This is a genomic window from Streptomyces sp. sk2.1 (genome assembly GCF_008120935.1).
In the GTDB taxonomy this organism is placed as follows: domain Bacteria; phylum Actinomycetota; class Actinomycetes; order Streptomycetales; family Streptomycetaceae; genus Streptomyces.
The window spans coordinates 466,007-491,248 of record NZ_RDBO01000077.1 but is presented as its reverse complement, the minus strand read 5'-3'; the positions used below and the strand labels follow the sequence as shown (position 1 = coordinate 491,248).

The 25,242-nt window shown below is 70.2% G+C and carries 23 protein-coding genes; 10 read left to right on the top strand and 13 right to left on the bottom strand.

The features are described 5' to 3' along the window. Both EAO76_RS29620 and EAO76_RS29615 read left to right on the top strand, forming a co-directional pair. On the top strand, positions 1–650 hold a 650-nt coding region (locus tag EAO76_RS29620; RefSeq protein ID WP_148840376.1), incomplete at its 5' end, for a SpoIIE family protein phosphatase. 145 nt (positions 651–795) lie between these two features. Then, positions 796–2,265 (top strand): catalase, encoded by a 1,470-nt coding sequence (locus tag EAO76_RS29615; protein ID WP_148838968.1) that lies wholly within the window; start codon positions 796–798, stop codon positions 2,263–2,265. 303 nt (positions 2,266–2,568) lie between these two features. Here the strand turns inward: EAO76_RS29615 and EAO76_RS29610 are convergent, their stop codons facing one another. Next, entirely contained in the window at positions 2,569–4,809 is a 2,241-nt protein-coding gene (locus EAO76_RS29610; RefSeq protein ID WP_148838967.1) for a transglycosylase domain-containing protein, read from the bottom strand. A gap of 220 nt (positions 4,810–5,029) precedes the next feature. On the opposite strand from EAO76_RS29610, the gene EAO76_RS29605 reads away from it, so the two are divergent. The 5 genes from EAO76_RS29605 to EAO76_RS29585 all read left to right on the top strand — a co-directional run bounded on the left by EAO76_RS29605 (position 5,030) and on the right by EAO76_RS29585 (position 10,088). Next, positions 5,030–6,001 (top strand): SPFH domain-containing protein, encoded by a 972-nt coding sequence (locus EAO76_RS29605; protein ID WP_148838966.1) that lies wholly within the window; start codon positions 5,030–5,032, stop codon positions 5,999–6,001. Further along, positions 5,998–6,261 carry a hypothetical protein gene (locus EAO76_RS29600; protein ID WP_148838965.1) on the top strand — a complete coding sequence of 88 codons (264 nt, stop codon included), beginning with the start codon at positions 5,998–6,000 and terminating at the stop codon, positions 6,259–6,261. Before EAO76_RS29605 ends, EAO76_RS29600 begins: the two co-directional genes overlap by 4 nt. A 217-nt stretch (positions 6,262–6,478) precedes the next feature. After that, positions 6,479–7,003 carry a PadR family transcriptional regulator gene (locus EAO76_RS29595; RefSeq protein WP_148838964.1) on the top strand — a complete coding sequence of 175 codons (525 nt, stop codon included), beginning with the start codon at positions 6,479–6,481 and terminating at the stop codon, positions 7,001–7,003. Beyond that, positions 7,000–7,686, top strand: a complete 687-nt coding sequence (locus EAO76_RS29590; protein ID WP_148838963.1) for an ABC transporter ATP-binding protein — start codon at positions 7,000–7,002, stop codon at positions 7,684–7,686. The genes EAO76_RS29595 and EAO76_RS29590 overlap by 4 nt, the downstream gene beginning before the upstream one ends. Beyond that, entirely contained in the window at positions 7,683–10,088 is a 2,406-nt protein-coding gene (locus EAO76_RS29585) for an FtsX-like permease family protein (protein WP_148838962.1), read from the top strand. Before EAO76_RS29590 ends, EAO76_RS29585 begins: the two co-directional genes overlap by 4 nt. Positions 10,089–10,201: 113 nt before the next feature. On the opposite strand, the gene EAO76_RS29580 is transcribed toward EAO76_RS29585, so the two are convergent. The 4 genes from EAO76_RS29580 to EAO76_RS29565 form a co-directional block, all read right to left on the bottom strand. Beyond that, positions 10,202–10,693, bottom strand: a complete 492-nt coding sequence (locus tag EAO76_RS29580) for a hypothetical protein (protein ID WP_262376001.1) — start codon at positions 10,691–10,693, stop codon at positions 10,202–10,204. Positions 10,694–10,803: 110 nt separating this feature from the next. After that, complete coding sequence (locus EAO76_RS29575; protein ID WP_148838960.1) at positions 10,804–12,600, bottom strand: alpha/beta hydrolase; 1,797 nt, start codon at positions 12,598–12,600, stop codon at positions 10,804–10,806. A 2-nt stretch (positions 12,601–12,602) separates the two neighbouring features. Further along, the gene (locus EAO76_RS29570) at positions 12,603–13,043 is read right to left on the bottom strand and encodes an amino acid ABC transporter permease (RefSeq protein ID WP_148838959.1); all 441 of its coding nucleotides are present in this window, start codon (positions 13,041–13,043) and stop codon (positions 12,603–12,605) included. Positions 13,044–13,465: 422 nt separating this feature from the next. Continuing rightward, positions 13,466–14,428 (bottom strand): hydrogen peroxide-inducible genes activator, encoded by a 963-nt coding sequence (locus tag EAO76_RS29565; protein ID WP_148838958.1) that lies wholly within the window; start codon positions 14,426–14,428, stop codon positions 13,466–13,468. Positions 14,429–14,559: 131 nt separating this feature from the next. On the opposite strand from EAO76_RS29565, the gene EAO76_RS29560 reads away from it, so the two are divergent. Together EAO76_RS29560 and EAO76_RS29555 are read left to right on the top strand one after the other, a co-directional pair. After that, entirely contained in the window at positions 14,560–15,114 is a 555-nt protein-coding gene (locus tag EAO76_RS29560) for a peroxiredoxin (RefSeq protein ID WP_031083404.1), read from the top strand. 12 nt (positions 15,115–15,126) lie between these two features. Further along, a complete protein-coding gene (locus EAO76_RS29555; RefSeq protein WP_148838957.1) occupies positions 15,127–15,660 on the top strand; it encodes an alkyl hydroperoxide reductase in 534 nt (177 codons plus the stop codon). 197 nt (positions 15,661–15,857) lie between these two features. Here EAO76_RS29555 and EAO76_RS29550 read toward each other — a convergent pair whose 3' ends face one another. The 4 genes from EAO76_RS29550 to EAO76_RS29530 form a co-directional block, all read right to left on the bottom strand. Further along, positions 15,858–17,297, bottom strand: a complete 1,440-nt coding sequence (locus tag EAO76_RS29550; protein WP_148838956.1) for an AI-2E family transporter — start codon at positions 17,295–17,297, stop codon at positions 15,858–15,860. A 142-nt stretch (positions 17,298–17,439) separates the two neighbouring features. After that, positions 17,440–18,144 carry a transglycosylase SLT domain-containing protein gene (locus tag EAO76_RS29545; RefSeq protein ID WP_148838955.1) on the bottom strand — a complete coding sequence of 235 codons (705 nt, stop codon included), beginning with the start codon at positions 18,142–18,144 and terminating at the stop codon, positions 17,440–17,442. Positions 18,145–18,533: 389 nt separating this feature from the next. Further along, entirely contained in the window at positions 18,534–19,856 is a 1,323-nt protein-coding gene (locus EAO76_RS29540; protein WP_148838954.1) for a PhoH family protein, read from the bottom strand. A gap of 469 nt (positions 19,857–20,325) precedes the next feature. Further along, positions 20,326–21,087: an isoprenyl transferase gene (locus EAO76_RS29530; RefSeq protein ID WP_148840375.1), complete on the bottom strand. Its 762-nt coding sequence runs from the start codon at positions 21,085–21,087 to the stop codon at positions 20,326–20,328. A 198-nt stretch (positions 21,088–21,285) separates the two neighbouring features. On the opposite strand from EAO76_RS29530, the gene mgrA reads away from it, so the two are divergent. Further along, complete coding sequence (gene mgrA, locus EAO76_RS29525) at positions 21,286–22,326, top strand: L-glyceraldehyde 3-phosphate reductase (RefSeq protein WP_148838953.1); 1,041 nt, start codon at positions 21,286–21,288, stop codon at positions 22,324–22,326. Positions 22,327–22,552: 226 nt separating this feature from the next. On the opposite strand, the gene EAO76_RS29520 is transcribed toward mgrA, so the two are convergent. The 4 genes from EAO76_RS29520 to EAO76_RS29505 form a co-directional block, all read right to left on the bottom strand. Then, positions 22,553–23,095 (bottom strand): hypothetical protein, encoded by a 543-nt coding sequence (locus EAO76_RS29520; protein ID WP_148838952.1) that lies wholly within the window; start codon positions 23,093–23,095, stop codon positions 22,553–22,555. A 142-nt stretch (positions 23,096–23,237) separates the two neighbouring features. Further along, the gene (locus EAO76_RS29515) at positions 23,238–23,696 is read right to left on the bottom strand and encodes a hypothetical protein (RefSeq protein ID WP_148838951.1); all 459 of its coding nucleotides are present in this window, start codon (positions 23,694–23,696) and stop codon (positions 23,238–23,240) included. 97 nt (positions 23,697–23,793) lie between these two features. Beyond that, positions 23,794–24,606 (bottom strand): class I SAM-dependent methyltransferase, encoded by an 813-nt coding sequence (locus EAO76_RS29510; RefSeq protein WP_148838950.1) that lies wholly within the window; start codon positions 24,604–24,606, stop codon positions 23,794–23,796. 83 nt (positions 24,607–24,689) lie between these two features. After that, a partial coding sequence (locus EAO76_RS29505; protein ID WP_148840374.1) for an A24 family peptidase occupies positions 24,690–25,242 on the bottom strand: 553 nt, incomplete at its 5' end.

Sequence of the window (25,242 nt, the reverse complement as noted above, 5' to 3'; positions counted from 1 at the left end):
TCGGCGGGGTGGACTTCGAGGCGGTCGAGCTGGACGCGCCCGCGGGCGCCACGCTGCTGCTGTACACCGACGGCCTGGTGGAGTCCCGGCTGCGGGACGTGTGGACCGGCATCGAGATGCTGCGCGAACGGCTCGCCGCCACCGCCCGGCTCACCGGCCCGGACCACTCGCCGCCGCTGGAGGCGCTGTGCGACGACGTCCTGGACATGCTCGGCCCCGGTGACCGGGACGACGACATCGCGCTGCTCGCCGCCCGGTTCGACGGGATCGCGCCGAGCGACGTCGCCTACTGGCACCTGGAGCCGGAGGAGACCGCCCCGGGCCGGGCCCGCAGGCTGGCCCGGCGGGCGCTCAGCCGGTGGGGTCTGGACGACCTCTCCGACTCGGTGGAGCTCCTGGTCAGCGAGGTGGTCACCAACGCCGTCCGTTACGCGGAGCGACCGGTTTCGCTGCGGTTGCTGCGCACCGACATCCTGCGCTGCGAGGTCGGCGACGACGCCCCGCAGCTGCCCCGGCAGCGCCGGGCGCGGGACATGGACGAGGGCGGTCGCGGCCTCTTCCTGGTGAACCGGCTGGCCAGACGGTGGGGAGCGACCCGGCTCTCGACCGGCAAGGTGGTCTGGTTCGAGATGCCGACCCGGGTCCAGTAGGGCGCCGGACGACGGGACCGTACGGGGCGCGGGGAAGAGCCCCGTACGGACCGTGACGAAATGTTGCCGACCTCCTGTCGGCGGGTTTGACTCAGTCGTGAACGAGGCGACCTGACCGAAACCCCCCACCGACGGGAGGACGCTCGTGTCCGAGGAATCGAAAACCCGGAACACCCCCTACACCACGAACAACGCCGGAATCCCGGTGGAGAGCGACGAACACTCGCTCACCGTCGGGGCCGACGGACCGATCCTGCTCCAGGACCACTACCTCATCGAGAAGATGGCCCAGTTCAACCGCGAACGGGTGCCGGAACGGGTGGTCCACGCGAAGGGGTCGGGGGCCTACGGCACCTTCAGGGTGACCAACGACATCAGTCAGTTCACCAAGGCCGATCTCTTCCAGCCGGGCAAGCAGACCGCGATGCTCGCCCGCTTCTCCACGGTCGCCGGCGAACAGGGCTCCCCCGACACCTGGCGCGACCCCCGCGGATTCGCCCTGAAGTTCTACACCGAGCAGGGCAACTACGACATGGTCGGCAACAACACGCCGGTCTTCTTCGTCCGCGACCCGATGAAGTTCCAGGACTTCATCCGTTCGCAGAAGCGCCGCCCGGACAGCGCGGTGCGCGACCACGACATGCAGTGGGACTTCTGGACCCTGTCCCCCGAGTCCGCGCACATGGTGACGTGGCTGATGGGCGACCGGGGCATCCCGAAGACGTACCGGCACATGAACGGCTACAGCTCGCACACCTACATGTGGGTCAACGCGGGCGGCGAGCGGTTCTGGGTGAAGTACCGCTTCAAGACCGACCAGGGCATCGACTTCTACACCCAGGACGAGGCCGACCGGATGGCCGGTGTGGACGGCGACGTCCACCGCCGCGACCTGTTCGAGGCGATCGGGCGCGGCGACCACCCGAGCTGGACGCTGTACGTCCAGGTCATGCCGTTCGAGGACGCGCCGGACTACCGGTTCAACCCGTTCGACCTGACGAAGGTGTGGCCGCACGCCGACTACCCGGAGATCGAGGTCGGCCGGATGACGCTCGACGAGAATCCGGAGGACTTCTTCGTCCACATCGAGCAGGCGTCCTTCGAGCCGTCGAACCTGGTGCCCGGCATCGGGCCCTCGCCCGACAAGATGCTGCTCGGCCGGCTGTTCTCGTACCCGGACACCCACCGGTACCGGATCGGTCCGAACTACGCGCAGCTGCCCCCGAACCGCCCGCGCTTCGGCCGGAACTCGTACGCGAAGGACGGTCCGATGCGGTACGAGCCGAGCCGTACGGGAGCGGTCTACGCGCCGAACTCCTACGGCGGCCCGGCCGCGGACACCGCGAGCTTCGGCGACCCGGCGGGCTGGGCGACGGCGGGCGAGATGGTCCACGAGGCGTACAAGCTGCACAGCGAGGACGACGACTGGGGCCAGGCGGGCACGCTGGTGCGCAAGGTGCTGGACGACGCCGCGCGGGAGCGGATGGTGGGCAATGTCTCCGGCCATCTGCTGGACGGGGTGAGCGCGCCGGTCCTGGAGCGGGCGCTGCAGTACTGGCGCAACGTGGACAAGGACCTCGGCGACCGGATCGCCAAGAAGGTCAACGGCGGCTGAGAGCCTGTCGGGTGATCTTCGATCGGGTAGCGGACGCGGCCTGGTGCCTGCGATTCCAAGGCGCCGGGATGTTCTCGAATGGGGCCTCCCCTGCTCATCAAGAGCTTGGGGAAGGAGCTACCAGGACATTTCGGCAACGCCGGGAGGGGGTCCCCCTGGCCCTTAAGGCCTTGGGGGAGCGCGTGCCAGGGCGTGACCGCCCGGTCAGAGGTCACCCGACAGGCTCTGAGGCCGGCGTACCCGCGGGAACGGGTCAGGGGCGGTGCCGACCGGCACCGCCCCTGACCCCTGTGCTTCAGCCCCTCACTGCCGGGGGGCGTTGTCGGCGACGCCGTTCTCGTCGCCGTCGCCCGGTTTGCCGGGGAGTCCCCCGGTCGGCGGCTCCGGGGACTGGCTCGGCGGCGGCACCTCGGGCGACTGGCTCGGCGGCACCTCGGGCGACTGACTCGGCGACTGGCTGGCCGTGTCGCTCGGGCTCTGGGCCGGCGTGGAGGGCGACTGCGTGGTCGACGGGTCGGTGCTCGGCGACTGCGAGGGGCTCTGCGAGGCCGGCGGCAGGCTGGTCTCGCCCTGCTCGACGTCCTCCAGGTCGAACGTGGCGTGGGTGCCGTTCAGCGCGCCGAGCGTGTAGTCCGCCCAGATCTCCGCCGGGAAGCCGCCACCGTTGGCCCGGCCGGAGTTGGCGGTGCCGGTCAGGCTGACCTGGCCGCCGCCCTCCTTGGGCGATTCGCCGAAGAGCGCGACGACCGTGGTCAGGTCCGGGGTGTAGGCGGCGAACCAGGCCGACTTGTTGTTCTCCGACGTTCCCGTCTTGCCCGCCGCCTCGTAGGACATGCTGGCCGCCTTGCTGCCGGAGCCGTTCTTCACGACGCCCTGGAGGACGGAGGTGACGGTGTCGGCGGACTTGCGGCTGATGACCTGGCTGCCGATGCCCTCGACCGGCTCGACCGTCCGCTCGCGGTGCTCGGCGGACTTCACGATGAACGGGGTGACCTTCTTGCCATGGTTGTCGAGCGTGGCGTACGCGCCCGCCATGTCCCAGGTCGAGGCGTTCATCGTGCCCAGCGTGATGGCGGGGCGCTCGGGGAAGTTCTTGTCGGGAACGCCGAGCGCGAGCGCGGTCTTCTTCACCTCGGCCGGGCCGACGTCGACGACCATCTGCGCGAAGGCCGAGTTGATGGAGGCGTTCATCGCCTTCTGCACGGTGACGTCGCCGTAGCTGCGGTCGTCCTCGTTCTGCGGGGCGAACGGGGTGTCGCTGCCCACGACGGGCCGCTTGCTGGTGCCGTCGTAGCGGGTGTTGACGCCGATCAGGTCGCCGTTCTGGGTCTTGGACCCGTTCTCCAGCGCCGAGGCGAACACCAGCGGCTTGAAGGTCGAGGCGGGCTGGTAGTCCTGGCGCGTGGCGTTGGAGTAGTAGTGCTTCACGTAGTCCACGCCGCCGTACATCGCGACGACGGCGCCGGTCTTCGGGTTCACGGAGGTGGCACCGGCCTGGACGGTCGCGTCGACCTTGTTGCCCTCGCGGTCCAGCTTGGACTCCAGCTGGCGGTCGACCGACGCCTCCAGCTGCTTCTGCCGCTTCTTGTCGATGTTGAGCGTGAAGGTCCAGCCGCCGGCCTGCCGCATCTCCGCGGTGACGCCCTGCTTGTCCAGTTCCTTGTTGGCCGCCTCGACGAGGTATCCGGTCTGGCCCTCCATGCCCTTGGCGGGCTTGGCCTTCTGCGGGACCGGGAACTTCAGCTTGTCGCGCTCGGCCTGGTCGAGCCATTTCATCTCGACCATGTTGTCCAGCGTGTAGGCCCAGCGGTCCTTGACCAGCTTCCTGCCGGTCTCCGACGCGGTCTGCCAGTCGTACTGGCTGGGGGCCTGGAGCACGGAGGCCAGGTAGGCGCCCTGGGAGACGGTGAGGTCCTTGGCGTCGACCCCGTAGTAGGCCTGCGCGGCGGCCTGGATGCCGCTCGCGCCGCGGCCGTAGTACGCGGTGTTGATGTACCCGGCGAGGATGTAGTTCTTGCTCTTCTTGCTGTCGACCTTGAGGGAGATCACCAGCTCCTTGAGCTTCCGGCTGATCGTCGGGTCCTGCGTCAGGTAGTAGTTCTTCACGTACTGCTGGGTGATGGTCGAGCCGCCCTGCTTGCCCTTGCCGCTGAGCGTGTTGAGGATGCCGCGGGTGGTGCCCTTCAGGTCGATGCCCTCGTCGTCGTAGAACGTCTTGTTCTCGGCGGCGACGAAGGTGTGCTGCACCTTCTCGGGGACCTCCGCGAGATCCACGATCTGGCGGTTGACGCCGTCACCGGTCCGGGTCAGCAGGGAACCGTCGCTGTACTGGTAGACGTTGCTCTGCCGCTCGGCCAGGGCGTTGGCCTTCGGGATGTCCACGTACATGTAGAGCGCGATGAAGGCGCCCATGAGCAGCAGGCAGAGCCCGAAGAAGGTGCCCAGCATCTTCTTCCAGGTGAAGAGTCTGCGTATGCCGCCGCCGCTCTTGGGGGCCCGCCGCGCTCCGCGCCGCTGGGCTCGTCGCGCATCAGCTCGACCCATCGCTGTGTTGCTCCTGTTTCTCTGCTGGACCGGATCACTCGGCCCAGCCAGCTAACACCGTCGGCGAGGACAAAAAGCAAGCGATGCGGTCTTTCCCGGACGTGACAATCAGCACCCGTTCTCTAGGGAACCGACTCACGAGAGGTGCCCAGGGTTGCGAAGACCGTTAATGTGTAATCACATTGCTAGCACGAGCCAGCCGTACGAAACGGGGGATTCCATGACCGACCACAGCAATCCGCGCGATGTAACCACCCTGCCCGCCGAAATCGCGCCCGACGCCCCGCAGATGCCCGAGCCCCAGGTGAGAGAGGTGACGGCGCACAGCATCCCCGGCGGCCTCGGCCTGCTGCTGACCGTGCTCGGGGTGATCGCCGGCATCGGCCTGGCCGTCATCGGCGGCGTCGTCGGCTCGAACGGGAACAACGGCGTGGGCGTCCCGGTCTGCATCTTCGGGGTCCTGCTCGTCATCGCCTCGTTCTTCTGCATGACGGGTGTGAAGATGGTCGCACCGGGCGAGGCCCGGGTGATCCAGCTCTTCGGCCGGTACGTCGGCACGATCCGCACGGACGGGCTGCGCTGGATCAACCCGCTCACCAGCAGCCGGAAGATCTCCACCCGGGTCCGCAACCACGAGACCGCGGTCCTGAAGGTCAACGACGCCTACGGCAACCCGATCGAGCTGGCCGCGATCGTCGTCTGGAAGGTCGAGGACACCGCGCAGGCCCTCTTCGAGGTCGACGACTTCCTGGAGTTCGTCGCCACCCAGACCGAGGCGGCCGTCCGGCACATCGCGATCGAGTACCCCTACGACGCCCACGACGAGGGCGGCCTCTCGCTGCGCGGCAACGCCGAGGAGATCACCGAGAAGCTGGCCGTGGAGCTGACCGCCCGGGTGCAGGCGGCCGGCGTCCGGATCATCGAATCGCGCTTCAGCCACCTCGCGTACGCCCCCGAGATCGCCTCCGCGATGCTCCAGCGCCAGCAGGCCGGAGCGGTGGTCGCGGCCCGGCAGCAGATCGTCGAGGGCGCGGTCGGCATGGTCGAGATGGCGCTGACCCGGATCGCCGAGCAGGACATCGTCGAGCTCGATTCGGAGCGGAAGGCCGCCATGGTCAGCAATCTGATGGTGGTGCTGTGCGGTGACCGCGCGGCGCAGCCGGTGCTCAATACGGGCACGCTCTACCAGTGACCGAACAGAGCCCGGAGCGCAGGAAACAGCCGCAGCGCAAGCAGATGCTGCTGCGGCTGGATCCCGCGGTGCACGACGCCCTGGCCCGCTGGGCCTCCGACGAGCTGCGCAGCGCGAACGCCCAGATCGAGTTCCTGCTGCGCCGCGCGCTGTCGGAGGCGGGCCGGCTGCCGGGGACGGCCCGGCCGATCCCGCGCCGCGGACGCCCGCCGAAGAACCGGCCGGAGCCGGACGAGGGCCGAGGACCGCACGACGCCTGAGGACCGGGCACGGACACCGGTACGCGAACGGGCGCGGGTACGGGAACGGGCGCGGGAAAGCAGGACCAGAAGCAGAACCGGGCCCGAGCGGCGGCCTCGGGGCGGAACAAATCATTCCGGCAAGACGCGGGCGCGGGGAGGGACTCTCCCCGCGCCCGTTCCCGTACCCCACCCCGCGTATACACCCGAGGTATACACACCATGTACAGTGCTCCACATGTCTATCGGCCACACCCTGCTCGGGCTCCTGGAGTCCGGCCCACGCCACGGCTACGACCTCAAGCGCGCGTTCGACGAGAAGTTCGGCCACGACCGCCCCCTGCACTACGGGCAGGTCTACTCGACCATGTCGCGGCTGCTCAAGAACGGGCTCGTCGAGGTCGACGGGATAGAGAGCGGTGGCGGCCCCGAACGCAAGCGGTACGCCATCACCGAAGCCGGCATCACCGATGTCGGCGCCTGGCTGGCCCAGCCGGAGAAGCCCGAGCCGTACCTCCAGTCGACGCTCTACACCAAGGTCGTCCTGGCCCTGCTCACCGGCCGCAGCGCGGAGTCCCTGCTGGACACGCAGCGCGCCGAGCACCTGCGCCTCATGCGCATCCTGACCGACCGCAAGCGCGGGGGCGATCTGGCCGACCAGCTGATCTGCGACCACGCGCTCTTCCACCTCGAAGCCGATCTGCGCTGGCTGGAACTGACCGCCGCCCGGCTCGACCGACTCGCCATGGAGGTGGGCGCGTGATCCCCGCCGGCTCCCTGCTCAGCGCCGACCGTCTGCACAAGACGTACGGCCGGACACCCGCCCTCGACGGCGCGTCCTTCTCCATCCACCCCGGCGAGGTCGTCGCCGTGCTGGGCCCCTCCGGCTCGGGCAAGTCGACCCTGCTGCACTGCCTCGCGGGCATCGTCACCCCGGACCGGGGCACGATCACGTACGCGGGCCGCGAGCTGTCCGCCATGTCGGACGCCGAGCGCAGCGCGCTGCGCCGTACCGAGTTCGGCTTCGTCTTCCAGTTCGGCCAGCTCGTCCCGGAGCTGACCTGCGTGGAGAACGTCGCCCTGCCGCTCCGGCTGGCCGGTGCCAAGCGCAAGGACGCCGAGCGCACCGCCCTGCACTGGCTGGAGCGGCTGGAGGTCGACAACGTCGCCGCCCAGCGTCCCGGCGAGGTCTCCGGCGGTCAGGGGCAGCGCGTCGCCGTGGCCCGCGCGCTGTCCGCCTCCCCGAAGGTGATCTTCGCGGACGAGCCGACCGGCGCCCTGGACTCGCTGAACGGCGAGCGCGTGATGCAGCTGCTCACCGAGGCCGCCCGGTCCACCAACGTCGCCGTGGTCCTGGTGACCCACGAGGCCCGCGTCGCCGCGTACTCCGACCGTGACGTGACCGTGCGCGACGGGCGGACCCGCGATCTGGAGCACATCGGATGACCATGCTCGACGAGAAGAACGCGGCGGCCCCGCCGGCCGCCCCGCGCCCCACCGCCCCCACCGGTCTCGCGGCCTGGATGCGCGACCTCGGCCTCGGCATGCGCTTCGGTGCCGGGGGCGGCCGCGAGGGCTGGATCCGCACCGCGCTGACCGCCGTCGGCGTCGGCCTCGGGGTGGCCCTGCTGCTGACCGCGGCCTCCGTGCCGCACATGCTCCAGCAGCGCACCGACCGCAGCGCGGCCCGCGCCGCGAGCGTCGTCGACACCTCCACGGGCAAGCCCGCCTCGAAGTCCGACGTGTCGATGCTGCTGTCCGACGTCGAGACGGAGTTCCGCGGGCATGTCGTCGAGGGCTGGCTGATGCGGGCGGACGGCGCGCACCCGGTACGTCCGCCGGGCGTCGACCGCTTCCCCGCCCCCGGCGAGATGGTGGTCTCCCCCGCGCTGAAGGACCTGCTGGACTCCTCGGACGGCGCCCTCCTCAAGGAGCGGCTGCCGTACCGGATCGTCGAGACCATCGGCGCCCCGGGCCTGGTCTCGCCGAACGACATGGTCTACTACGCGGGCGACGGCACCCTCGAAGCCGGACACGGCGCCCAGCGGATCGCCGAGTACGGCGACAAGAACCTGGGCGAGGAGATGCCGCCCATCCTGATCGTGCTGATCATCATGATCTGCGTGGTGCTGCTGGTGCCGGTCGCGATCTTCATCGTGACGGCGGTGCGGTTCGGCGGCGACCGCCGCGACCGCCGGCTCGCCGCGCTGCGCCTGGTCGGCACGGACGTCCGGATGACCCGGCGGATCGCGGCGGGCGAGGCCCTGTTCGGGGCGCTCCTCGGCGTGGTGACGGGTGTGGTGTTCTTCCTCGTGGGCCGGCAGTTCATCGGCGGCATCGAGATGTGGAACGTCAGCGTCTTCCCGGCCGACCTGGTGCCCGACCTCCGGCTGACGGCCCTGGTGGTCGTCGCGGTGCCGCTGACGGCGGTGGTGGTGACGCTGGCCGCGATGCGCGCGGTGGTCGTCGAGCCGCTCGGTGTCATCCGCAACGGCCGCAGCCGCGGACGCCGGCTCTGGTGGCGGCTGCCGCTGCCGTTCGCCGGTCTGGCGGTACTCGGCCTGACCGGCAAGGTCGACCCGTACGGCACGGTCGACCCGTACCCGATCGCGGGCGGGGCGGTGCTGGTCCTGGTCGGGCTCGCACTGCTGCTGCCCTGGCTGGTCGAGGCGCTGGTGAACCGGCTGCACGGCGGCCCGGTGGCCTGGCAGCTCGCCGTCCGCAGGCTCCAGCTGAGCAGCGGTTCGGCTGCCCGGGCGGTCAGCGGCATCACGGTCGCGATCGCGGGCGCGGTGGCACTGCAGATGCTGACCGCCGCGATCGGCGACGAGTTCATCAAGGTGACCAAGGAGGACGCCACGCGGGCCCAGTTCTCCTCGTACTCCGAGAAGGTCACCCGGGACGGCGCCACCCGGACCGTCGAGGCGCTCCGGGCCGCCAAGGGCGTGACGTCGGCCATCGGCAAGATCAACGTCTACGTCACCAACGCCGCCGACGCGAAGGGCGACACGGAGGTCCAGCGGACCACCAGCCTGACCGTCGCCGACTGCGCGAGCCTGCGTCAGATGGCCCGGATCGACTCCTGCAAGGACGGCGACACCTTCGTCTCGCACCCCGCGAAGAACAAGGAGATGTCCCTGTGGATCGACGAAACGGCCCGCAAGGGCGAGGACGTCATGGTCGATTCGGGGGACCTCAAGAGGTCGGTGCGGTGGAAGCTGCCCGCCGACGCCCGGACGGTCACCGCCCGGAACACCGCGCTGGGCGACGAGACCTCCGGCATCCTGGCCACCCTCGGCGCGGTGGACCCGAGCACCCTGCCGGACGCGACGACCGAGACGCACGTCCGGATCGACGAGAACGTGAAGGACGCCGCGGAGCACGTACGGAACGCGGTGGCCAGCGTCGACCCCATGGCACGGGTGTCGTCCCTCACCTCGATGGCCCGTGACAGGAAGTACGCCAGCGTGCAGCGCGGCCTCCAGGTCGGCGGCACGGCGACGCTGCTGCTGATCGCGGCCTCGATGCTGGTCTCCCAGCTGGAGCAGCTGCGCGAGCGCAAGCGCCTGCTGTCGGTCCTGGTCGCCTTCGGCACCCGGCGCTCCACACTGGGCTGGTCGGTGCTCTGGCAGACGGCGGTGCCCGTGGTCATCGGGCTGGCGGTGGCGGTCGCGGGCGGAATCGGCCTGGGCGCGACCCTGATCTCCATGCTCGACAAGGAGATCACCGACTGGTGGCTGTTCCTGCCGATGGCCGGCGCGGGCGGGGCACTGATCCTGCTGGTCACCCTGGTCTCGCTGCCCCCGCTGTGGCGCATGATGCGCCCGGAGGGCCTGCGCACGGAGTGACGGCCCGGCGACCGCCGCGGCCCCGGACTCCCGGGCATCCGGGGTCCGGGGCCACCCGCCGTCCCGGCCCCCACCGGGAACCACGCGGCGCATCGCCGACGGCACTGCCGGCTTCAGCTCGGAGAACTCGAAGGGATCGGCGTGTCGGACGACCAGAAGTCGGAGCGCACGTCGGGGGTCGGCACGTCCTTCCCCCGGTAGTCGGTACCACTCCCCGGAGTGGAGGGCTGCGACACCTTCGACCTGTCCACGCAGGCCGTCTGGACCTCCAGGAAGAACTGGCCCTTGTACCCGACGGTCAGGCCCATCTTCAGTACACCGTCACCGGCATCGGCGTAGACGGCAGGGAAGTCCTTGTCGGGGTTGACCTTGGTGATTGTGTAGCCCGACCTCTTCCATGCCCGTTCGATGATCCCGAGAAGCGAGCCTCTGCGCCCCTCGGAAACCTGGGTCATGACCACAGCACGGCGCGTGACATCGCCGAGCTCCGGGGCATCGGCGCACATTCCGCTGTCGGATTCGTCGTGCGTCCACTCCAGGGGAGGGCGCACGGAGGACAGCGTGTCACCGATGAGTTCGTCGGCCTTCTCTGCAGCCTGCTGCATATTCACGCCGGGACTCCTTTGGGGAGCATGAGAATTACTTCCACCACCCGCGCAGCCGGCTACGAAAGCCATGACGAGCGCAGGGGCGGCGATGCGAGTGGATAAGCGCTTCACCGCGGGGCCTCTGTAGTGATCGAACCTGAGCGTCCGGCGACGATCATGGCGATATTGTCCGCCGCTGAAGGATTTCTTTCCGGATCAAAGTAACCGGAATGTGCGGGAGTTGGGCCCTTGCCCGACAGCCACAGAGGAAGTGGACCATCGCCGCTCTCCATTCGAATGGCCCCGAACTCCTGACTCGCCGGGTCCACACCGAACCAGTTGTCGTGGCTTCCCGCTGCGACTGCACCAAAAACAGGACCGACCACGCCAAGCAGATCCTTCTTGGCGGGCAGCTTCGTTACGGGATCATTGTCGGCGGCACCGACGAACACGTGCTCCTTTCCGACGTTCAATTCCGAGGCGCTGTCGGCCCCGGTGCCCGGGCTACCGAGCAGAACGATGTCGTCGGCGCCCGGAATGCCGCCGTCCTGCCGGGCCGCGGTGCCTACAGTGAGCGATCCGTAGGAGTGGCCGATCGCCGTGATGTGCGGGTTCTCGTGCTTGTTGGTTGCCTGAATACCGTCCATGAACGAGTTGTAGGCAGGCGCGCCGTTGTTCGCGTCGGTCGTCGACGCGACGTCCTTGACGCCCGGCGCGTCGTACCCCAGCCAGACGATGGAGGCGCTGGACGGATCGTACTTCTGGGCACTCTTCGCGGTCTGATAGGCCCTGCGCACGGTGTCGTCCGCGAATTCTTCATCGAGAGCCGTGCCGAGTCCCGGCACGTACGAGGACACGTTCCTGGAGGTGTCGGGGTTGCCGTAGCTGACGATGGCTCGCCCCTTCCCCTCCGTTCCGAACCCGAGCAGGTACATGGGCGGGTGTGAATCAATGGACAACTTGGACTGAATACCCTTCAGCCCTGCGAGTTTGTCCTGTGCGCCGTCGGATTTCTGACCTTCGAGGCCGGCAATCACCAGGGGGAGGTTTGCACGGTTCGCTTCGTCGCGCGCCACAGCCGGAATGCCGTCGAGGTTCCCGATCACGTCGGGGAACGAAGTGATGTACTCCTGGCGCTCTTCTTCGCTCAAGCGGTCCCACCATTCCTTGCGCCCAGCCGGTGACTTCTCCAGCACTTGATCTGCCAGATACTCACGGGCTGCGCTTCCCACGGCAGTGACGTCCCCCGCCACGTTCGCCCAGGTCTTCCTGTCGACCGTGAGGCCGGGTGCGGCCTTGAGCTCCCGAAGAGCCGGACTGTATCGCTCGTCGATTTCGCGGGCCTCACGCAGGGCATGAGCAATGCGGTCGGCGACGTCCTGGGCCTTGGCCCGGTGGGGGTTGAGGCTCCTCAACCGCAGGGCGCCCGGTCCCTGAGCGGGGTCGTACATGCCGTTGTCGTCGCGGTACAGGCCCGGGTTTCCAGCGCCGATCAGACCGTTGTCGCCCATCACCGAGCCGCCTGGTACCGCATCACCGTTCATCGCGTTCCTGCCACCGGCCGGGTAGTCGATGCTGCCGTCGACATTGACCTCGTAGCCCAAGGAGGCCACATCGTCGAGAGCATCACGCAGCCGACGCTGCGGGGCGGCGAGTTCGGTGGCCAGGCCATCGAGCGTGCCCCGGATCAGGCCTGCCTCGGTCTGGATGTAGTGGTAGTTCTCGCTGAGCCGCTTCAACCGCTTGACAGCTGATTCCGCCGACTCGCTTTCCTGTGTCCTGGCGAGCTTGCCGCTCATGTCACTGTCGACGCGTTCACGCGCGGCATCAGCACGCCGCATCAACACGGCCCACCCCTCAGCCGCATCGGTCAGCTCGGACAGCTTGAGGTCGCGCAGCTGCTGCCAGGTGAGTCCGAACGCCATGCCTACTGCCCCGTCCTCGTGCCGGGAACCTTCACCGCCTTGGCCTCGGCACCCACCTCGACGTCCACTTCTCCGAGGTCGACAGCCACTCGGCGCAGCTTGGGTTCGAGTGAACCGCACTCTTCCCGGACTGCTTTGAGGCGCTCTTCCCAGGAGTTGAGTACGGCCTTCAGCGAGCCGAGGCCGGCCAGCCCTTCGAGGCCCCCGCCCATGCCCTCGTGAGCGGAGCGAAGCTCCACTCTGCACGTGCTCATGGTGGTCTGCAGGTCATCAGCCGTGCTGGCGGCCTCGGTCCACGGTCCGCCTCTGTGCTGAAGCCTGCCCGCCCCGGTACCGGTCGGCGTCGCGTGTCCTCCTTCGCCCCGGAGACCGTTGATCTCCATGTGCGAAGTGTGGCGCTGCGCCGCGTCGGCTTTGAGCTGTTCCCATTCGTCCCACGCCACGCCTGGTTCTCCCCACGTCCCGAATGCCGTCCGGGCAGGCTTTCCCGGGGCCCGTCGCACTCATCGAGGTTGCAGTTGCGGATCTTACGTGTGCAGTACGTAAAGTGACATGCCGTCACCCGGATTTCGGCTCGAAGCATCCGCATCTCGGATGGTTCGCACCGGCGACTCGGCTTGAGACTTCACCCGTTCCGGGCTGTCCGGGATGCCCCACCGCGGATCTCGGGATCACGGCCGAGCCTCCGCCCGCATGGGACCGCAAGGACACCGGGGGCCCGCCCGCCCCTGGAAGCCTCGAAGATCATTTCGAGACCGTGTCGATGAATCGCGGTCGAGGGCCGCCCGCCGTCCCGGCCCCACCGGGAACCGCGCGGCGCCGTCACGCCCTTCCCGCACCGGCCCCCACCCGACCGGCGCGGTCCTCATCCGTCGCCCGTCGTCACCCGTACCGGCAGTGCCGCCATCGCCTCCCGCAGCGCCGCCGCGAACTCCTCGAACTCCTCGTGCCGGGCCGCCCCCGTCCGCATCGCCAGGGCCACCCGTCGCGACGGCGCGGGGTCCGCGAAGTATCCGGTGGCCAGCGCGTCGTTGCGGCCGGTCTCGACCGGTACGGCGGTGCGCGGCAGCAGCGTCACCCCGAGTCCGCCGGCCACCAGCTGCACCAGGGTGGAGAGCCCGGCCGCGGTCGTGGTGACCGGTGCCCCCTCCGTGCGCCCCGCCTCCCGGCAGATGTCGAGGGCCTGGTCGCGCAGGCAGTGCCCCTCGTCGAGCAGCAGCAGCGGCAGCTCGCGCAGCGCCTCGCGAGGGATGTCGACCCGCCCGCCCAGCCAGTGGTCCCGCTCCATCACCAGTACGAAGTCCTCGTCGAACAGCGGGAGTTCGGCGACCCCCGGCACCCCGAGCGGCACCGCGAGCAGCAGCAGGTCCAGCCGTCCCGCCGCCAGCCCCTCCAGCAGTGAGGAGGTCTGCTCCTCGTGCACCTGGAGGTCCAGTTCCGGGTAGCGCTCGTGGACCAGCCGCAGCACGGTCGGCAGCAGGTACGGGGCGACGGTCGGGATCACGCCGAGCCTGAGCACCCCGGTGAACGGCGCCCGGACCGCCTCGGCCTCCTCCATCAGCTCACCGACGGCCTCCAGCACCGCCCGCGCCCGCACCGCCAGCCGCTCACCGGCCGGCGAGAGCAGCACCTTGCGCGTCGTACGCTCGATGAGCTGGACACCCAGTGCCTCCTCCAGCGCGGAAACGGCCCCGGACAGCGCGGGCTGACTCATCCCGATTGCTGCCGCCGCGTCCCTGAAGTGCAGATGTTCGGCGACGGCCGCGAAGGCGCGCAGCTGCGAGAGGCTGGGCTGTTTGGGGCGATTGCCCGGGATCCCTTGCGCCACTGATAGGCACCTCCGATCATCACAGCAAAGTGTAGCTATTTCCGCGATCAATGCACCCTGTGCCAAGGTGGAGTCCGTCCAACCCTCAGGAACTCCCCCAAAAGGGGATTCCAACGCTGCAAGGAGAGCGCGTGCTCACTGTCGGTGACAAGTTCCCCGAGTTCGACCTGACCGCTTGCGTCTCGCTGGAGAGCGGCAAGGAGTTCGAGCAGATCAACCACAAGACCTACGAGGGCAAGTGGAAGATCGTCTTCGCGTGGCCGAAGGACTTCACCTTCGTGTGCCCCACCGAGATCGCCGCCTTCGGCAAGCTGAACGACGAGTTCGCCGACCGTGACGCGCAGATCCTGGGCTTCTCCGGCGACTCCGAGTTCGTGCACCACGCCTGGCGCAAGGACCACCCGGACCTGACCGACCTGCCCTTCCCGATGATGGCCGACTCGAAGCACGAGCTCATGCGTGACCTCGGCATCGAGGGCGAGGACGGCTTCGCCCAGCGCGCCGTCTTCATCGTCGACCAGAACAACGAGATCCAGTTCACGATGGTGACCGCCGGTTCCGTGGGCCGTAACCCCAAGGAGGTCCTGCGGGTCCTCGACGCCCTGCAGACCGACGAGCTGTGCCCCTGCAACTGGACCAAGGGCGAGAACACCCTCGACCCGGTCGCGCTCCTCTCGGGCGAGTGAGCTGACAGCGACATGGCACTCGACGAACTGAAGGCCGCCGTCCCGGACTTCGCCAAGGACCTGAAGCTGAACCTCGGCTCGGTCATCGGCAACAGCGAGCTCCCGCAGCAGCAGCTGTGGGGCACCGTCCTCGCCTGCGCGATCGCCTCGCGCTCGCCGAAGGTGCTGCGCGAGCTGGAGCCGGAGGCGAAGGCCAACCTCTCCGCGGAGGCGTACGCCGCCGCGAAGTCGGCCGCCGCCATCATGGCGATGAACAACGTGTTCTACCGGACCCGGCACCTGCTGTCGGACCCCGAGTACGGGACGCTCCGGGCGGGCCTGCGGATGAACGTCATCGGCAATCCCGGCGTGGAGAAGATCGACTTCGAACTGTGGTCGCTCGCCGTCTCCGCGATCAACGGCTGCGGCCAGTGCCTGGACTCGCACGAGCAGGTCCTGCGCAAGGCCGGCGTGGACCGCGAGACCATCCAGGAAGCCGTCAAGATCGCCTCGGTGATCCAGGCGGTCGGCGTGACCCTCGACGCCGAGGCCGTGCTCGCCGAGTAGGCCGGCAGTACCCTGTTGTACGAGCGGGGCCCCGTGGACGACCGACCGTCCCCGGGGCCCTTCTCGCGTCCGCCCGGCCCGTACGCGCTCCGGCCGGTCCCGTACGCACTTCGACGGCTCCGGCCCGTACGCGCTCCGACGGCTCCGGCCCGCTCGTCACGTACCGCCCGCCGCTCATCACGCGTGCCGCCCGCCGCTCACCGCTTCCCGTCCGTGCCGCCCCCGTCCTCGTCGCGGCCGGGCTTCCCGGCGGACGATCCCGGCGCGGGCGTCGGGGCGACGTCGACGGCGCTCGCGCCGCGCGGCTGCGGCGCGTGCCGCAGGGCCTCCTCCCGCCCGAACGTCCGCAGATAGCCGACCACCGTGTTGGTGACCGCGACCAGCGGCACCGCGACCACGGCTCCCCCGATGCCGGCGATGAGACCGCCGGCGGCGACGGAGAGCACGACGGCCAGCGGATGCACCCGCACCGCCCGCCCCAGGATGAACGGCTGGAGCACATGGCCCTCGATCTGCTGCACGGCGAGCACCACGACCAGCACCATCAGCGCGGTGAACACGCCCTGGGTGACCAGCGCGACGACCACCGCCAGCGCCCCGGAGATCACGGCGCCGACCAGCGGGATGAAGGCGAAGAGGAAGATGAAGACGGCCAGCGGCACCGCCATCGGCACGTCGAGGAAGAAGATCCCGAGCCCGATGAAGATCGCGTCGATCAACGCCACTATGACGGTGCCCCGCACATAGGCGGTCAGCGTCCGCCAGGCGCGCGGCCCGGCGCCCGCGACGCCCGGCCGGGCCTGGGCGGGCACCAGCTTCAGCACCCATTCCCAGATGCGCTTCCCGTCGTACAGCAGGAAGAGCGTCGAGAACATCGCCAGCAGCATCCCGGTGAGGACCTCCACCATCACCGTGACGCCCTCCAGCCCGGCGGAGGTGATCTGTTCGGTATTGGTGCCGATGGTGTCGCTGAGGTTCTTCGCGATGTCGTTGATCTGCTGCTCGGTGACGTGGAAGGGGCTGTCGAGCAGCCAGCGCTTCAACTCGTCGATGCCGTCCCGCACCCGGTCGGAGAGGGTGTCGAGGTTGTCCATGACCTGCCAGACCACGAACCAGCCGACCAGCCCGATGACGACGAAGCCCAGGACCGCGGTGACCGCGGTGGCCAGTCCGCGCGGAAGCCCGCGCCGGCGCAGCCGGGCGACCGTCGGCTGGAGCATCGCGGTGACGAGCAGCGCGGCGACGAAGGCCAGGACCACCAGCTCCACGGCGCTGATGATCCGCATCAGCACCCAGAGCGTGCCCGCGAGGACGAGCAGCCGCCAGCCCGCCTCGGCCGCGACCCGCATGCCCCAGGGGACCGCCGCGACCGGATCGGGCCGGGCGGCCACGGAGGGCGCGTACGAAGGGGGCGGCGGCACGTGGTCGGTGACGGCCGCGGCACCGGGCCGGGCACCGTCCGGCGACACGGTTTCTGCGGGCACAACGGTTTCTGCGGGCACGGCGGCCTCGGCCGACCCGGAGCCGGACCGCGCGGTCGCGTCCTCCTCGGCCTCGGCCCGGCGCCGCTCCAACCGGTCGCCCAGTTCGGTCAGTTCGGCCCCGAGCCGGCCGAGCCACCCCGGAATCTTCGACATGTTCGTTCCTCTTCCCCCGTCTTCTCCCCCGCCGCTCCCCGCCGGGCGGCCCGGACCGACCGTACACGCGCGAAGCCCCCCACCGTAGGACGGCGGGGGGCTCTGCACGTTCGAACCGCGAACCTCTGAGGGGTCCGCAGGTCTAGTACCAGTGGTTGGCCTGCCAGAAGGACCAGGCACCGCACGGGCTGCCGTAGCGGCTGTCCATGTAGTTGAGGCCCCACTTGATCTGGGTGGCCGGGTTGGTCTGCCAGTCGGCACCGGCGGACGCCATCTTGGAACCGGGCAGCGCCTGGACGAGGCCGTAGGCACCGGAGGACGGGTTGGTCGCCCGGTAGTTCCAGGTGGACTCGTGGTTCACGATGTTGCTGAAGCACTGGAACTGGTCGCCGGGAACCATCTGGCGGGCCATCGCCTGGACCTCGGCCACGGTGTACGAGCCCTGCGTGGCGAAGGAGGAGGCGCTGCGGATCGAGGAGCGGCTGGCGCGCTCGGCGCGCTCCTTCTTCTCCTGGCGCTCCTTCTCCACCCGGTCCTCGGCCGCCTGCTTCTTCGCCTTGGCGTCCTTGGCGGCCTGGATGCGGGCCGATTCCTCCGCGGACTTCTTCGCCGCGGCGTCGGCCGCGGAGGCCTGCGCGTCGGCCTGCTGAGTCAGCGAGGCCGTCTGCACCTGGGCCTGCTCGCCCGCAGGGATGTCGGCGAGAAGCGTCGTGTCGGCTGCGGTCGCCTCGAAGTTGTTGTCATCGGCGGCGGCAGTGCCGCCCGACGCAACGCCCACGACGGCGCCGACGGTGGTGACCGCAGTGGCAGATGCCACGGCGAACCCCCGGACCGAGATCCGGCTCACACGGTGTCCTTCCAGCATCGCCCGCTTAGGTGACCTCGCGGACGCAATCGTGCCCCTGGCGCTGGCCTCCCCACTGCTTGGGTCACGGGAGGCACGGGCCCGGTGGGCGACTCCGCGAAGGAGTGCCGCGTGGTACTCGCGGGCGGCATACGGACGGCGTTTGTTGAGTTGTGTGGTGCGTGGCACCTTCGGAGGTGCTCGTGTGCCGTATGCGGGGCCTGACGGAAGCAAGACTTTGCCGGAACGGGGCGCCGGGAAGCAATTCTCCGTTGCGTGTGAAAGCTCACACCTCATTCGGAGCAAGTGATTTACGAAAATACCGCCGCAGCACGGTGCCGCCCGGCTAAGCTACTGCGCCCGCCGGGCGGCACCAACTGTCGTAACCCGTATCAGATCTGGCCTTCCTCCAGCATTTCGGTCACCAGTGCGGCGATGTGCGAACGCTCGGAGCGGGTGAGCGTGACGTGCGCGAAGAGCGGATGCCCCTTCAGCTTCTCGACCACGGCGACGACCCCGTCGTACCGGCCGACCCTGAGGTTGTCCCGCTGGGCCACGTCATGCGTGAGGACGACTCGGGAATTCGACCCGATCCTGGACAACACGGTCAGCAGGACGTTCCGTTCGAGCGACTGCGCCTCGTCGACGATCACGAAGGCGTCGTGCAGCGAACGGCCCCGGATGTGGGTGAGCGGCAGGATCTCCAGCATCCCGCGCCCCAGCACCTCCTCGATCACCTCGCGCCCGGCGACCGCCGAGAGCGTGTCGAAGACCGCCTGCGCCCAGGGGCTCATCTTCTCGGCCTCGGTGCCGGGGAGGTAGCCCAGCTCCTGCCCGCCGACCGCGTACAGCGGGCGGAAGACCATCACCTTCTGGTGCTGCCTGCGCTCCAGGACGGCTTCGAGACCGGCGCAGAGCGCCAGCGCCGACTTGCCGGTGCCGGCCCGGCCGCCCAGGGACACGATGCCGACGTCCGGGTCGAGGAGCAGGTCGAGCGCGATGCGCTGCTCGGCGCTGCGGCCGTGGATGCCGAAGACCTCCCGGTCGCCGCGCACCAGGCGCACGTTGCCCTCGGCGGTGACCCGGCCGAGCGCCTTGCCGCGCTCGGACCGCAGGACCAGGCCGGTGTGCACGGGCAGTTCGGCGGCCTCCGGCACGTACAGCGTCTCCTCCCCGTAGAGGAGGTCCACCTGCTCGGCACCGAGCGGGAGCTCCGACATGCCCGTCCAGCCGGAGTCGGTGATGGCCAGTTCGGCGCGGTACTCCTCGGCGAGGAGGCCGACCGAGGACGCCTTGATGCGCAGCGGCAGGTCCTTGGAGACGACCGTGACGTCGTACCCCTCGGCCTGGAGGTTGCGCGCGACCGCGAGGATCCGTGAGTCGTTGTCCCCCAACCGGTAGCCGGCGGGCAGCACGCCGGGGTCGGAATGGTTGAGTTCGACGCGCAGCGTCCCGCCCAGATCCCCGAGCGGGATCGGGGCGTCCAGCCGGCCGTACCTGACCCGGAAGTCGTCCAGCAGGCGCAGGGCCTGCCGGGCGAAGTAACCGAGCTCCGGATGGTGCCGTTTGGCCTCCAGTTCCGTGACCACGACGATCGGGAGCACGACTTCGTGCTCGTCGAACCGGGCCATGGCGTTCGGATCGGCCAGCAGCACGCTGGTGTCGAGAACGTAGGTGCGCCTGTCGGGAATGCGGCGCTTTGTGCTGGTCACCACGGAAGGACGTACCCCCTCGGACGAGGTTGGGGTGCGACGGCGTCGCGGAGCATCCCAATGGGAGAGAACGGACCGGGCTCTGGCCCCGTTGCGCGGGCCGAGCACCGGCCCTCCGCGTCGGCCGCACGGTGTGTACGGTCCTTCGTGTGCAAAGGGCCTCCCGGGCGAGCGGACTCCATGCCGCTCATCTGGACACGACATCCGCCTGGTTCCTGACCGGATGTCGACCTGTCAGGGGTATTCCCTCGAACACGCGAAGCCATGCCGCCAGGGGCGGGTGAGCTGGGAGTTGTGCCCCGGTCTCATGTGATCCGGGATGTGGTCCGGGGCCCGGCCCGGGATGTGGTCCGGGGTGTCCGTCCGTACCGTCGCGCCCCCGCGCCCCGGACGGGCCGGGGCGGACGCGATGTCAGCCGCCGCGGTGGCGGGCCGGGGACGGGTGCGGGTACGGGTACGGGGTGGGGCGGTCTCAGCCGCCGTAGCGGCGGTGGCGGGCCGCGTAGTCGCGCAGGGCGCGCAGGAAGTCGACCCGGCGGAAGGCCGGCCAGAAGACCTCGCAGAAGTAGTACTCGGAGTGCGCACTCTGCCAGAGCATGAAGCCGGACAGCCGCTGCTCGCCGCTGGTGCGGATGACCAGGTCCGGGTCGGGCTGGCCCCGGGTGTAGAGGTGCTCGGAGATCAGGTCGGTGGAGACGATCTCCGCGAGGTCCTCGAAGGACGTCCCCTTGGCGGAGTGCTCCAGCAGCAGCGAGCGGACCGCGTCCGCGATCTCCTGCCGTCCGCCGTAGCCGACCGCGACGTTGACCAGTATCCCGTCGACCCCGATCGTGGCCTGCTCGGCCTCCTTGAGCACCGTCTGGGTGTGGGAGGGCAGCAGGTCGAGCGTGCCGACGTGGTGGACCCGCCAGCGGCCGTCCGCCGCGAGGTCGCGCACCGTGTTCTCGATGATCTTGAGGAGGGGGGTCAGCTCGGACTCGGGCCGGTCGAAGTTGTCCGTGGACAGCAGCCAGAGCGTGACGACTTCCACGTCCGTCTCGCTGCACCAGCCGAGGAGTTCCTTGATCTTGTCCGCACCCGCCTGGTGGCCCTGCGCGGCCGTGCCGCCGGACGCCTTCGCCCAGCGCCGGTTGCCGTCGAGGATGACGCCGATGTGCTTGGGCACCTGGGTGTGGTCTAGGCGGGCCTCCACCCGGCGCGCGTAGAGCCCGTACACCAGGTCGCGCAAGTTCACTGAGTTCACCTCTCGGTTCCGTGCGGGCCCGCCCGCCCCTGTGCCCGGGGTCGTCCCCCCGGGGTCACCGCGCCGGTACACAGAGTCCGTCGCCCCGCCATGTCACGTCATGACGGCCCCCCGAAGCCGCCACATTACTGCGCAGGGGGCGTACCGGCCCAACCCGGTCTGTCACAAGTCCGTGATAAGGAGAGAAACGTGACTGATTCCCCTCTCCATTACCTGGCCGCCGGTTCGCGCTACGACTCCATGGAGTACCGCCGCACCGGCCGCAGCGGTCTCAAGCTGCCCGCCGTCTCGCTCGGCCTCTGGCACAACTTCGGCGACGACCGCACGCTGGACTCCCAGCGGGCGATCCTGCGCCGCGCCTTCGACCTGGGCGTGACCCACTTCGACCTGGCCAACAACTACGGGCCGCCGCCCGGCTCCGCCGAGCTCAACTTCGGCAAGATCTTCCACCAGGACTTCGCCCGGTACCGGGACGAGCTGATCGTCTCCACCAAGGCCGGTTACGAGATGCACCCGGGCCCGTACGGCGAATGGGGCTCCCGCAAGTACCTGCTGTCCTCGCTCGACGCCTCGCTGAAGCGGATGGGCCTGGACTACGTCGACATCTTCTACTCCCACCGCTTCGACCCGGAGACCCCGCTGGAGGAGACGATGGGGGCCCTGGCCTCCGCCGTCCAGCAGGGCAAGGCGCTGTACGTGGGGGTGTCCTCGTACAACGCGGAGCAGACCGCCGAGGCGGCCCGGCTGCTCGGGGAGATGGGCGTACCGGCCCTGATCCACCAGCCGTCCTACTCGATGATCAACCGCTGGATCGAGGACGACGGCCTGCTCGGCACCCTGGAGGAGGCCGGCATGGGCTGCATCTCCTTCGTGCCGCTCGCCCAGGGCCTGCTCACCGGCAAGTACCTGACGGGCATTCCCGAGGGTTCGCGCGCCACCCAGGGCAAGTCCCTGGACCCCGGCCTGCTCTCGGACGAGGTGGTGCGCCGGCTGAACGGACTGAACGACATCGCCCGGCGGCGCGGCCAGTCGCTCGCCCAGCTGGCGCTGTGCTGGGTGCTGCGCGACCCCCGCATGACGTCCGCCCTGATCGGCGCCTCCAGCGTGGGTCAGCTGGAGGAGAACGTCGCCGCGCTCGCCGGGCCCCCGCTGTCCGACGAGGAACTGGCCGAGATCGACACCTTCGCCGTGGACACCGCGGGCACCAACATCTGGGCCGGACGGAGCTGACGGGAGTCGGGCTCCGCGGGACCGGTCCATGACCGGCCCCGCGGCCCGAAAGAAAACGGGCCGGTCCGTGGGGGGGGATACGGACCGGCCCGAGGGGGGGTTTCCACCATAACCCTTCGTAAGTGATGCTGCGCGCCACGCCACTCCACAATTACTCTCCGAATTCACTGAACTCCGTTGCGCGCGCGTCACCGGGTTGACGGTCCACGGGCCGCCCGGCGGCCCCTCAGTGGCCCCCGACCGGCTTCACGCAGCCGGTTCCCTCCAGGTACTTGCCGTGCGCCTCGGCCGTGACGCGCCCGCCGACCTCGCCGTCCAGCGCCCCCACCACGCAGAGCCTGCCCAGGTCGAGGATGAAGGTGGTGCGGTGGGTGCCGAAGGTGCCGGTGGATATGGACTCGGACGGGTAGCCCAGGCCGGTGAGCGCGGTACGGACCCGGGGTTCGGTGCTCCTGCGGCCCTCCGCGATCCCGGACAGGCCCGCCACGACCTTCTTCACCTCGGCGTCGCCCCGCGCCCGTTCGGCCGGGGACAGTTCGGCGGTGGACTGGAAGGCGTGGTTCTCCCGGTACTTCGAGGCGTCGCTGCCGTCGACCGGTCCGCCGGAGTGGGCGTTCCCCGAGGGCGGGGCGCCGCTCGTACCGGACCCGTCGGCCCCGGCTCCGGTTCCGGCCCGCTCCGTGCCGCAGCCGACGAGGGCGAGGGCGGGGACGAGAACGAGTGCCGTCGCGGTGGTGGCGGCCCCGGCCGCGCGTCTCACAGAGGTCATGCGCCGAGTATGGGACAGGGCCCGGCCCCGGGAACCGCCGTTTCCGAATCCTCCGGCATCGTCCGGATCCCGGTCATCCGCCGTGCGGGGACGTGGAGTCGGGGGCGGAGTCGGTGGGGCGCGGCGGTGCGGTTGCCGGGGGTCAGGCGGTCGCCGGGGCGCCCCGGTGGCCGCGGGTGAAGCGGATCGTCATGGTGTCGCCGCCGACGACCACGAAGCTGCCGCCCTCGCAGCGGATGACGGCCTCGCGCACCCGGCCCCGTTCGTCGCCGTGCTCCTCGGTGCGGGTGACGGTCCAGCCGCCGTCGGGCGGCGGCGGCAGGTTCGTCACGGGGGCGAACTCCCACTGGCCCGACGGCACGCACCAGTCGGGCAGCCGGGGCCAGGCGCCCGGGCCGACCCGCAGGGCCCCCTCCGGCGCACAGGTCAGGAGCACCGACAGACCGTCGGCCAGCAGGAACTCGACGGCCTCCGGCTCCCCGACCCGCCCCTCCGGCCGGTAGAAGACACCGAGCACCCCGACGATCCGGGAGCCCCTGAGCCAGTCGGCCCTCCCCTGCCGCGGGACGCGCGGTGCTCCGTCCTCGTTCCCCGTCCTCATGACGATCCCCTTCCCCGGCGTTCACCGTCCAGGGTCGCACCCTTCGCGGGGTACGGGGCGGCGATCGTCCGGGGCCGCGGCCGGTTCCCGCCCCGGCTCACCGCTCCGGCTTGCGGGCCTCGATCAGGAAACGGGTGGTGTGGGCGACGAACGGGCCCTCGGTCTCGATCCGGTGGTGCAGCCCGGCCAGCCGCGGGCGGTACTCGTCGACGGTGAAGCCCGGCACCATCCAGATCACCTTCCGCAGGAAGTAGACGACGGCGCCGATGTCGAAGAACTCGGTGCGCAGCCGCTCCGCCCTCAGGTCGACGACCTCCAGCCCGGCCGCCTCGGCCGCGGCCCGGGCCTGCTCGGGGTCCCGGGCGCCGCGCACCCGCGGCGGCTGCGGGCCGAGGAAGTACTCGACGAGCTCGAAGACGCTGGCCGGGCCGACCTGCTGCGAGAAGTACGTGCCGCCGGGGGCGAGCACCCGCGCGATCTCCTCCCACCAGGTGGTCACCGGATGCCGGCTGACCACCAGGTCGAAGGCGTCGTCGCCGAACGGCAGCGGCGGCTCGTCCGGGTCGACGACCACGGCCGCGCCGCGCGGGTGCAGCAGGGCGGTGGCGCGGGCGACGTTCGGCGGCCAGGACTCGGTGGCGACGACGAGCGGCGGCAGCTTCGGCACGGACGCGAGGACCTCGCCGCCGCCGGTCTGGATGTCGAGCGCGGCCCGGGCCCGCCCCATCCGGTCCGCCATGGCGCGGGCGTATCCCCAGGAGGGGCGCTGTTCCGTGGCCCGGCCGTCGAGCCAGGAGAAGTCCCAGCCGGCGACCGGTGCGGCGGCGGCCTCGGCGACGAGGGCGTCGAACCGCGCGCGTTCGGCCTCCGCCGCCGCGCCTGCTGCCTCTTCTTCGGGTGTACCGGTCATACGGAGATCGTGTCAGCCGGGCGTCGGCCCGCGCGACCTCAATACCCCGGGGCCACCGCGGATCGTGGCGGGGCCGGTGGCCCTCAGGCGGCCAGGGCGCCGAGCAGGATGCCCAGCAGCGCGCCCGTGATCATGAACGGGCCGAACGGGATGCCGGTCCTGCGCCCGGCCCGGCGCAGGACCATCAGCCCGAAGCCGTACGCCGCGCCGAGCAGGAACCCGGCGAAACCGCCGGCGAACAGCACGGCCCAGCCGTACCAGCCGAGGGCCACGCCCAGCGACAGGGCGAGCTTGACGTCGCCGAAGCCCATGCCGTTCGGGTTGATGACGAAGAGCAGGAAGTAGAAGCCGCCGAGCGCGGCCCCGCCGAGCAGCCCGGACAGCCACGATCCGCCGTGCTCGGGAAGGAGCGCCGCGGCGCCCAGGAGCACGGTGACGGCGCCGGCCGCGGGCAGGGTCAGCGGGTCGGGCAGCCGGTGGACGCGGCGGTCGATGGTCGCGAGGAGCACGCCGACGGGGGCCAGCAGCAGCCAGACGGCGAGTTCGGGGCGGGCCCCGGTGGCGGCGGCGAGCGCGGCGCAGGAGAGCGCGGTGACGACGGGGACGAGGGTGCCGGGGGCGTAGCGCGCCGGGTAC

Coding starts and splice junctions, on each gene's coding strand:
- EAO76_RS29610 (WP_148838967.1), bottom strand. CDS start 4,809: ATGGGTCGAGCTGATGCGCGACGAGCCCAGCGGCGCGGAGCGCGGCGG.
- EAO76_RS29605 (WP_148838966.1), top strand. CDS start 5,030: ATGACCGACCACAGCAATCCGCGCGATGTAACCACCCTGCCCGCCGAA.
- EAO76_RS29595 (WP_148838964.1), top strand. CDS start 6,479: ATGTCTATCGGCCACACCCTGCTCGGGCTCCTGGAGTCCGGCCCACGC.
- EAO76_RS29585 (WP_148838962.1), top strand. CDS start 7,683: ATGACCATGCTCGACGAGAAGAACGCGGCGGCCCCGCCGGCCGCCCCG.
- EAO76_RS29580 (WP_262376001.1), bottom strand. CDS start 10,693: ATGCAGCAGGCTGCAGAGAAGGCCGACGAACTCATCGGTGACACGCTG.
- EAO76_RS29575 (WP_148838960.1), bottom strand. CDS start 12,600: ATGGCGTTCGGACTCACCTGGCAGCAGCTGCGCGACCTCAAGCTGTCC.
- EAO76_RS29555 (WP_148838957.1), top strand. CDS start 15,127: ATGGCACTCGACGAACTGAAGGCCGCCGTCCCGGACTTCGCCAAGGAC.
- EAO76_RS29550 (WP_148838956.1), bottom strand. CDS start 17,297: ATGTCGAAGATTCCGGGGTGGCTCGGCCGGCTCGGGGCCGAACTGACC.
- EAO76_RS29520 (WP_148838952.1), bottom strand. CDS start 23,095: ATGACCTCTGTGAGACGCGCGGCCGGGGCCGCCACCACCGCGACGGCA.
- EAO76_RS29515 (WP_148838951.1), bottom strand. CDS start 23,696: ATGAGGACGGGGAACGAGGACGGAGCACCGCGCGTCCCGCGGCAGGGG.
- EAO76_RS29510 (WP_148838950.1), bottom strand. CDS start 24,606: ATGACCGGTACACCCGAAGAAGAGGCAGCAGGCGCGGCGGCGGAGGCC.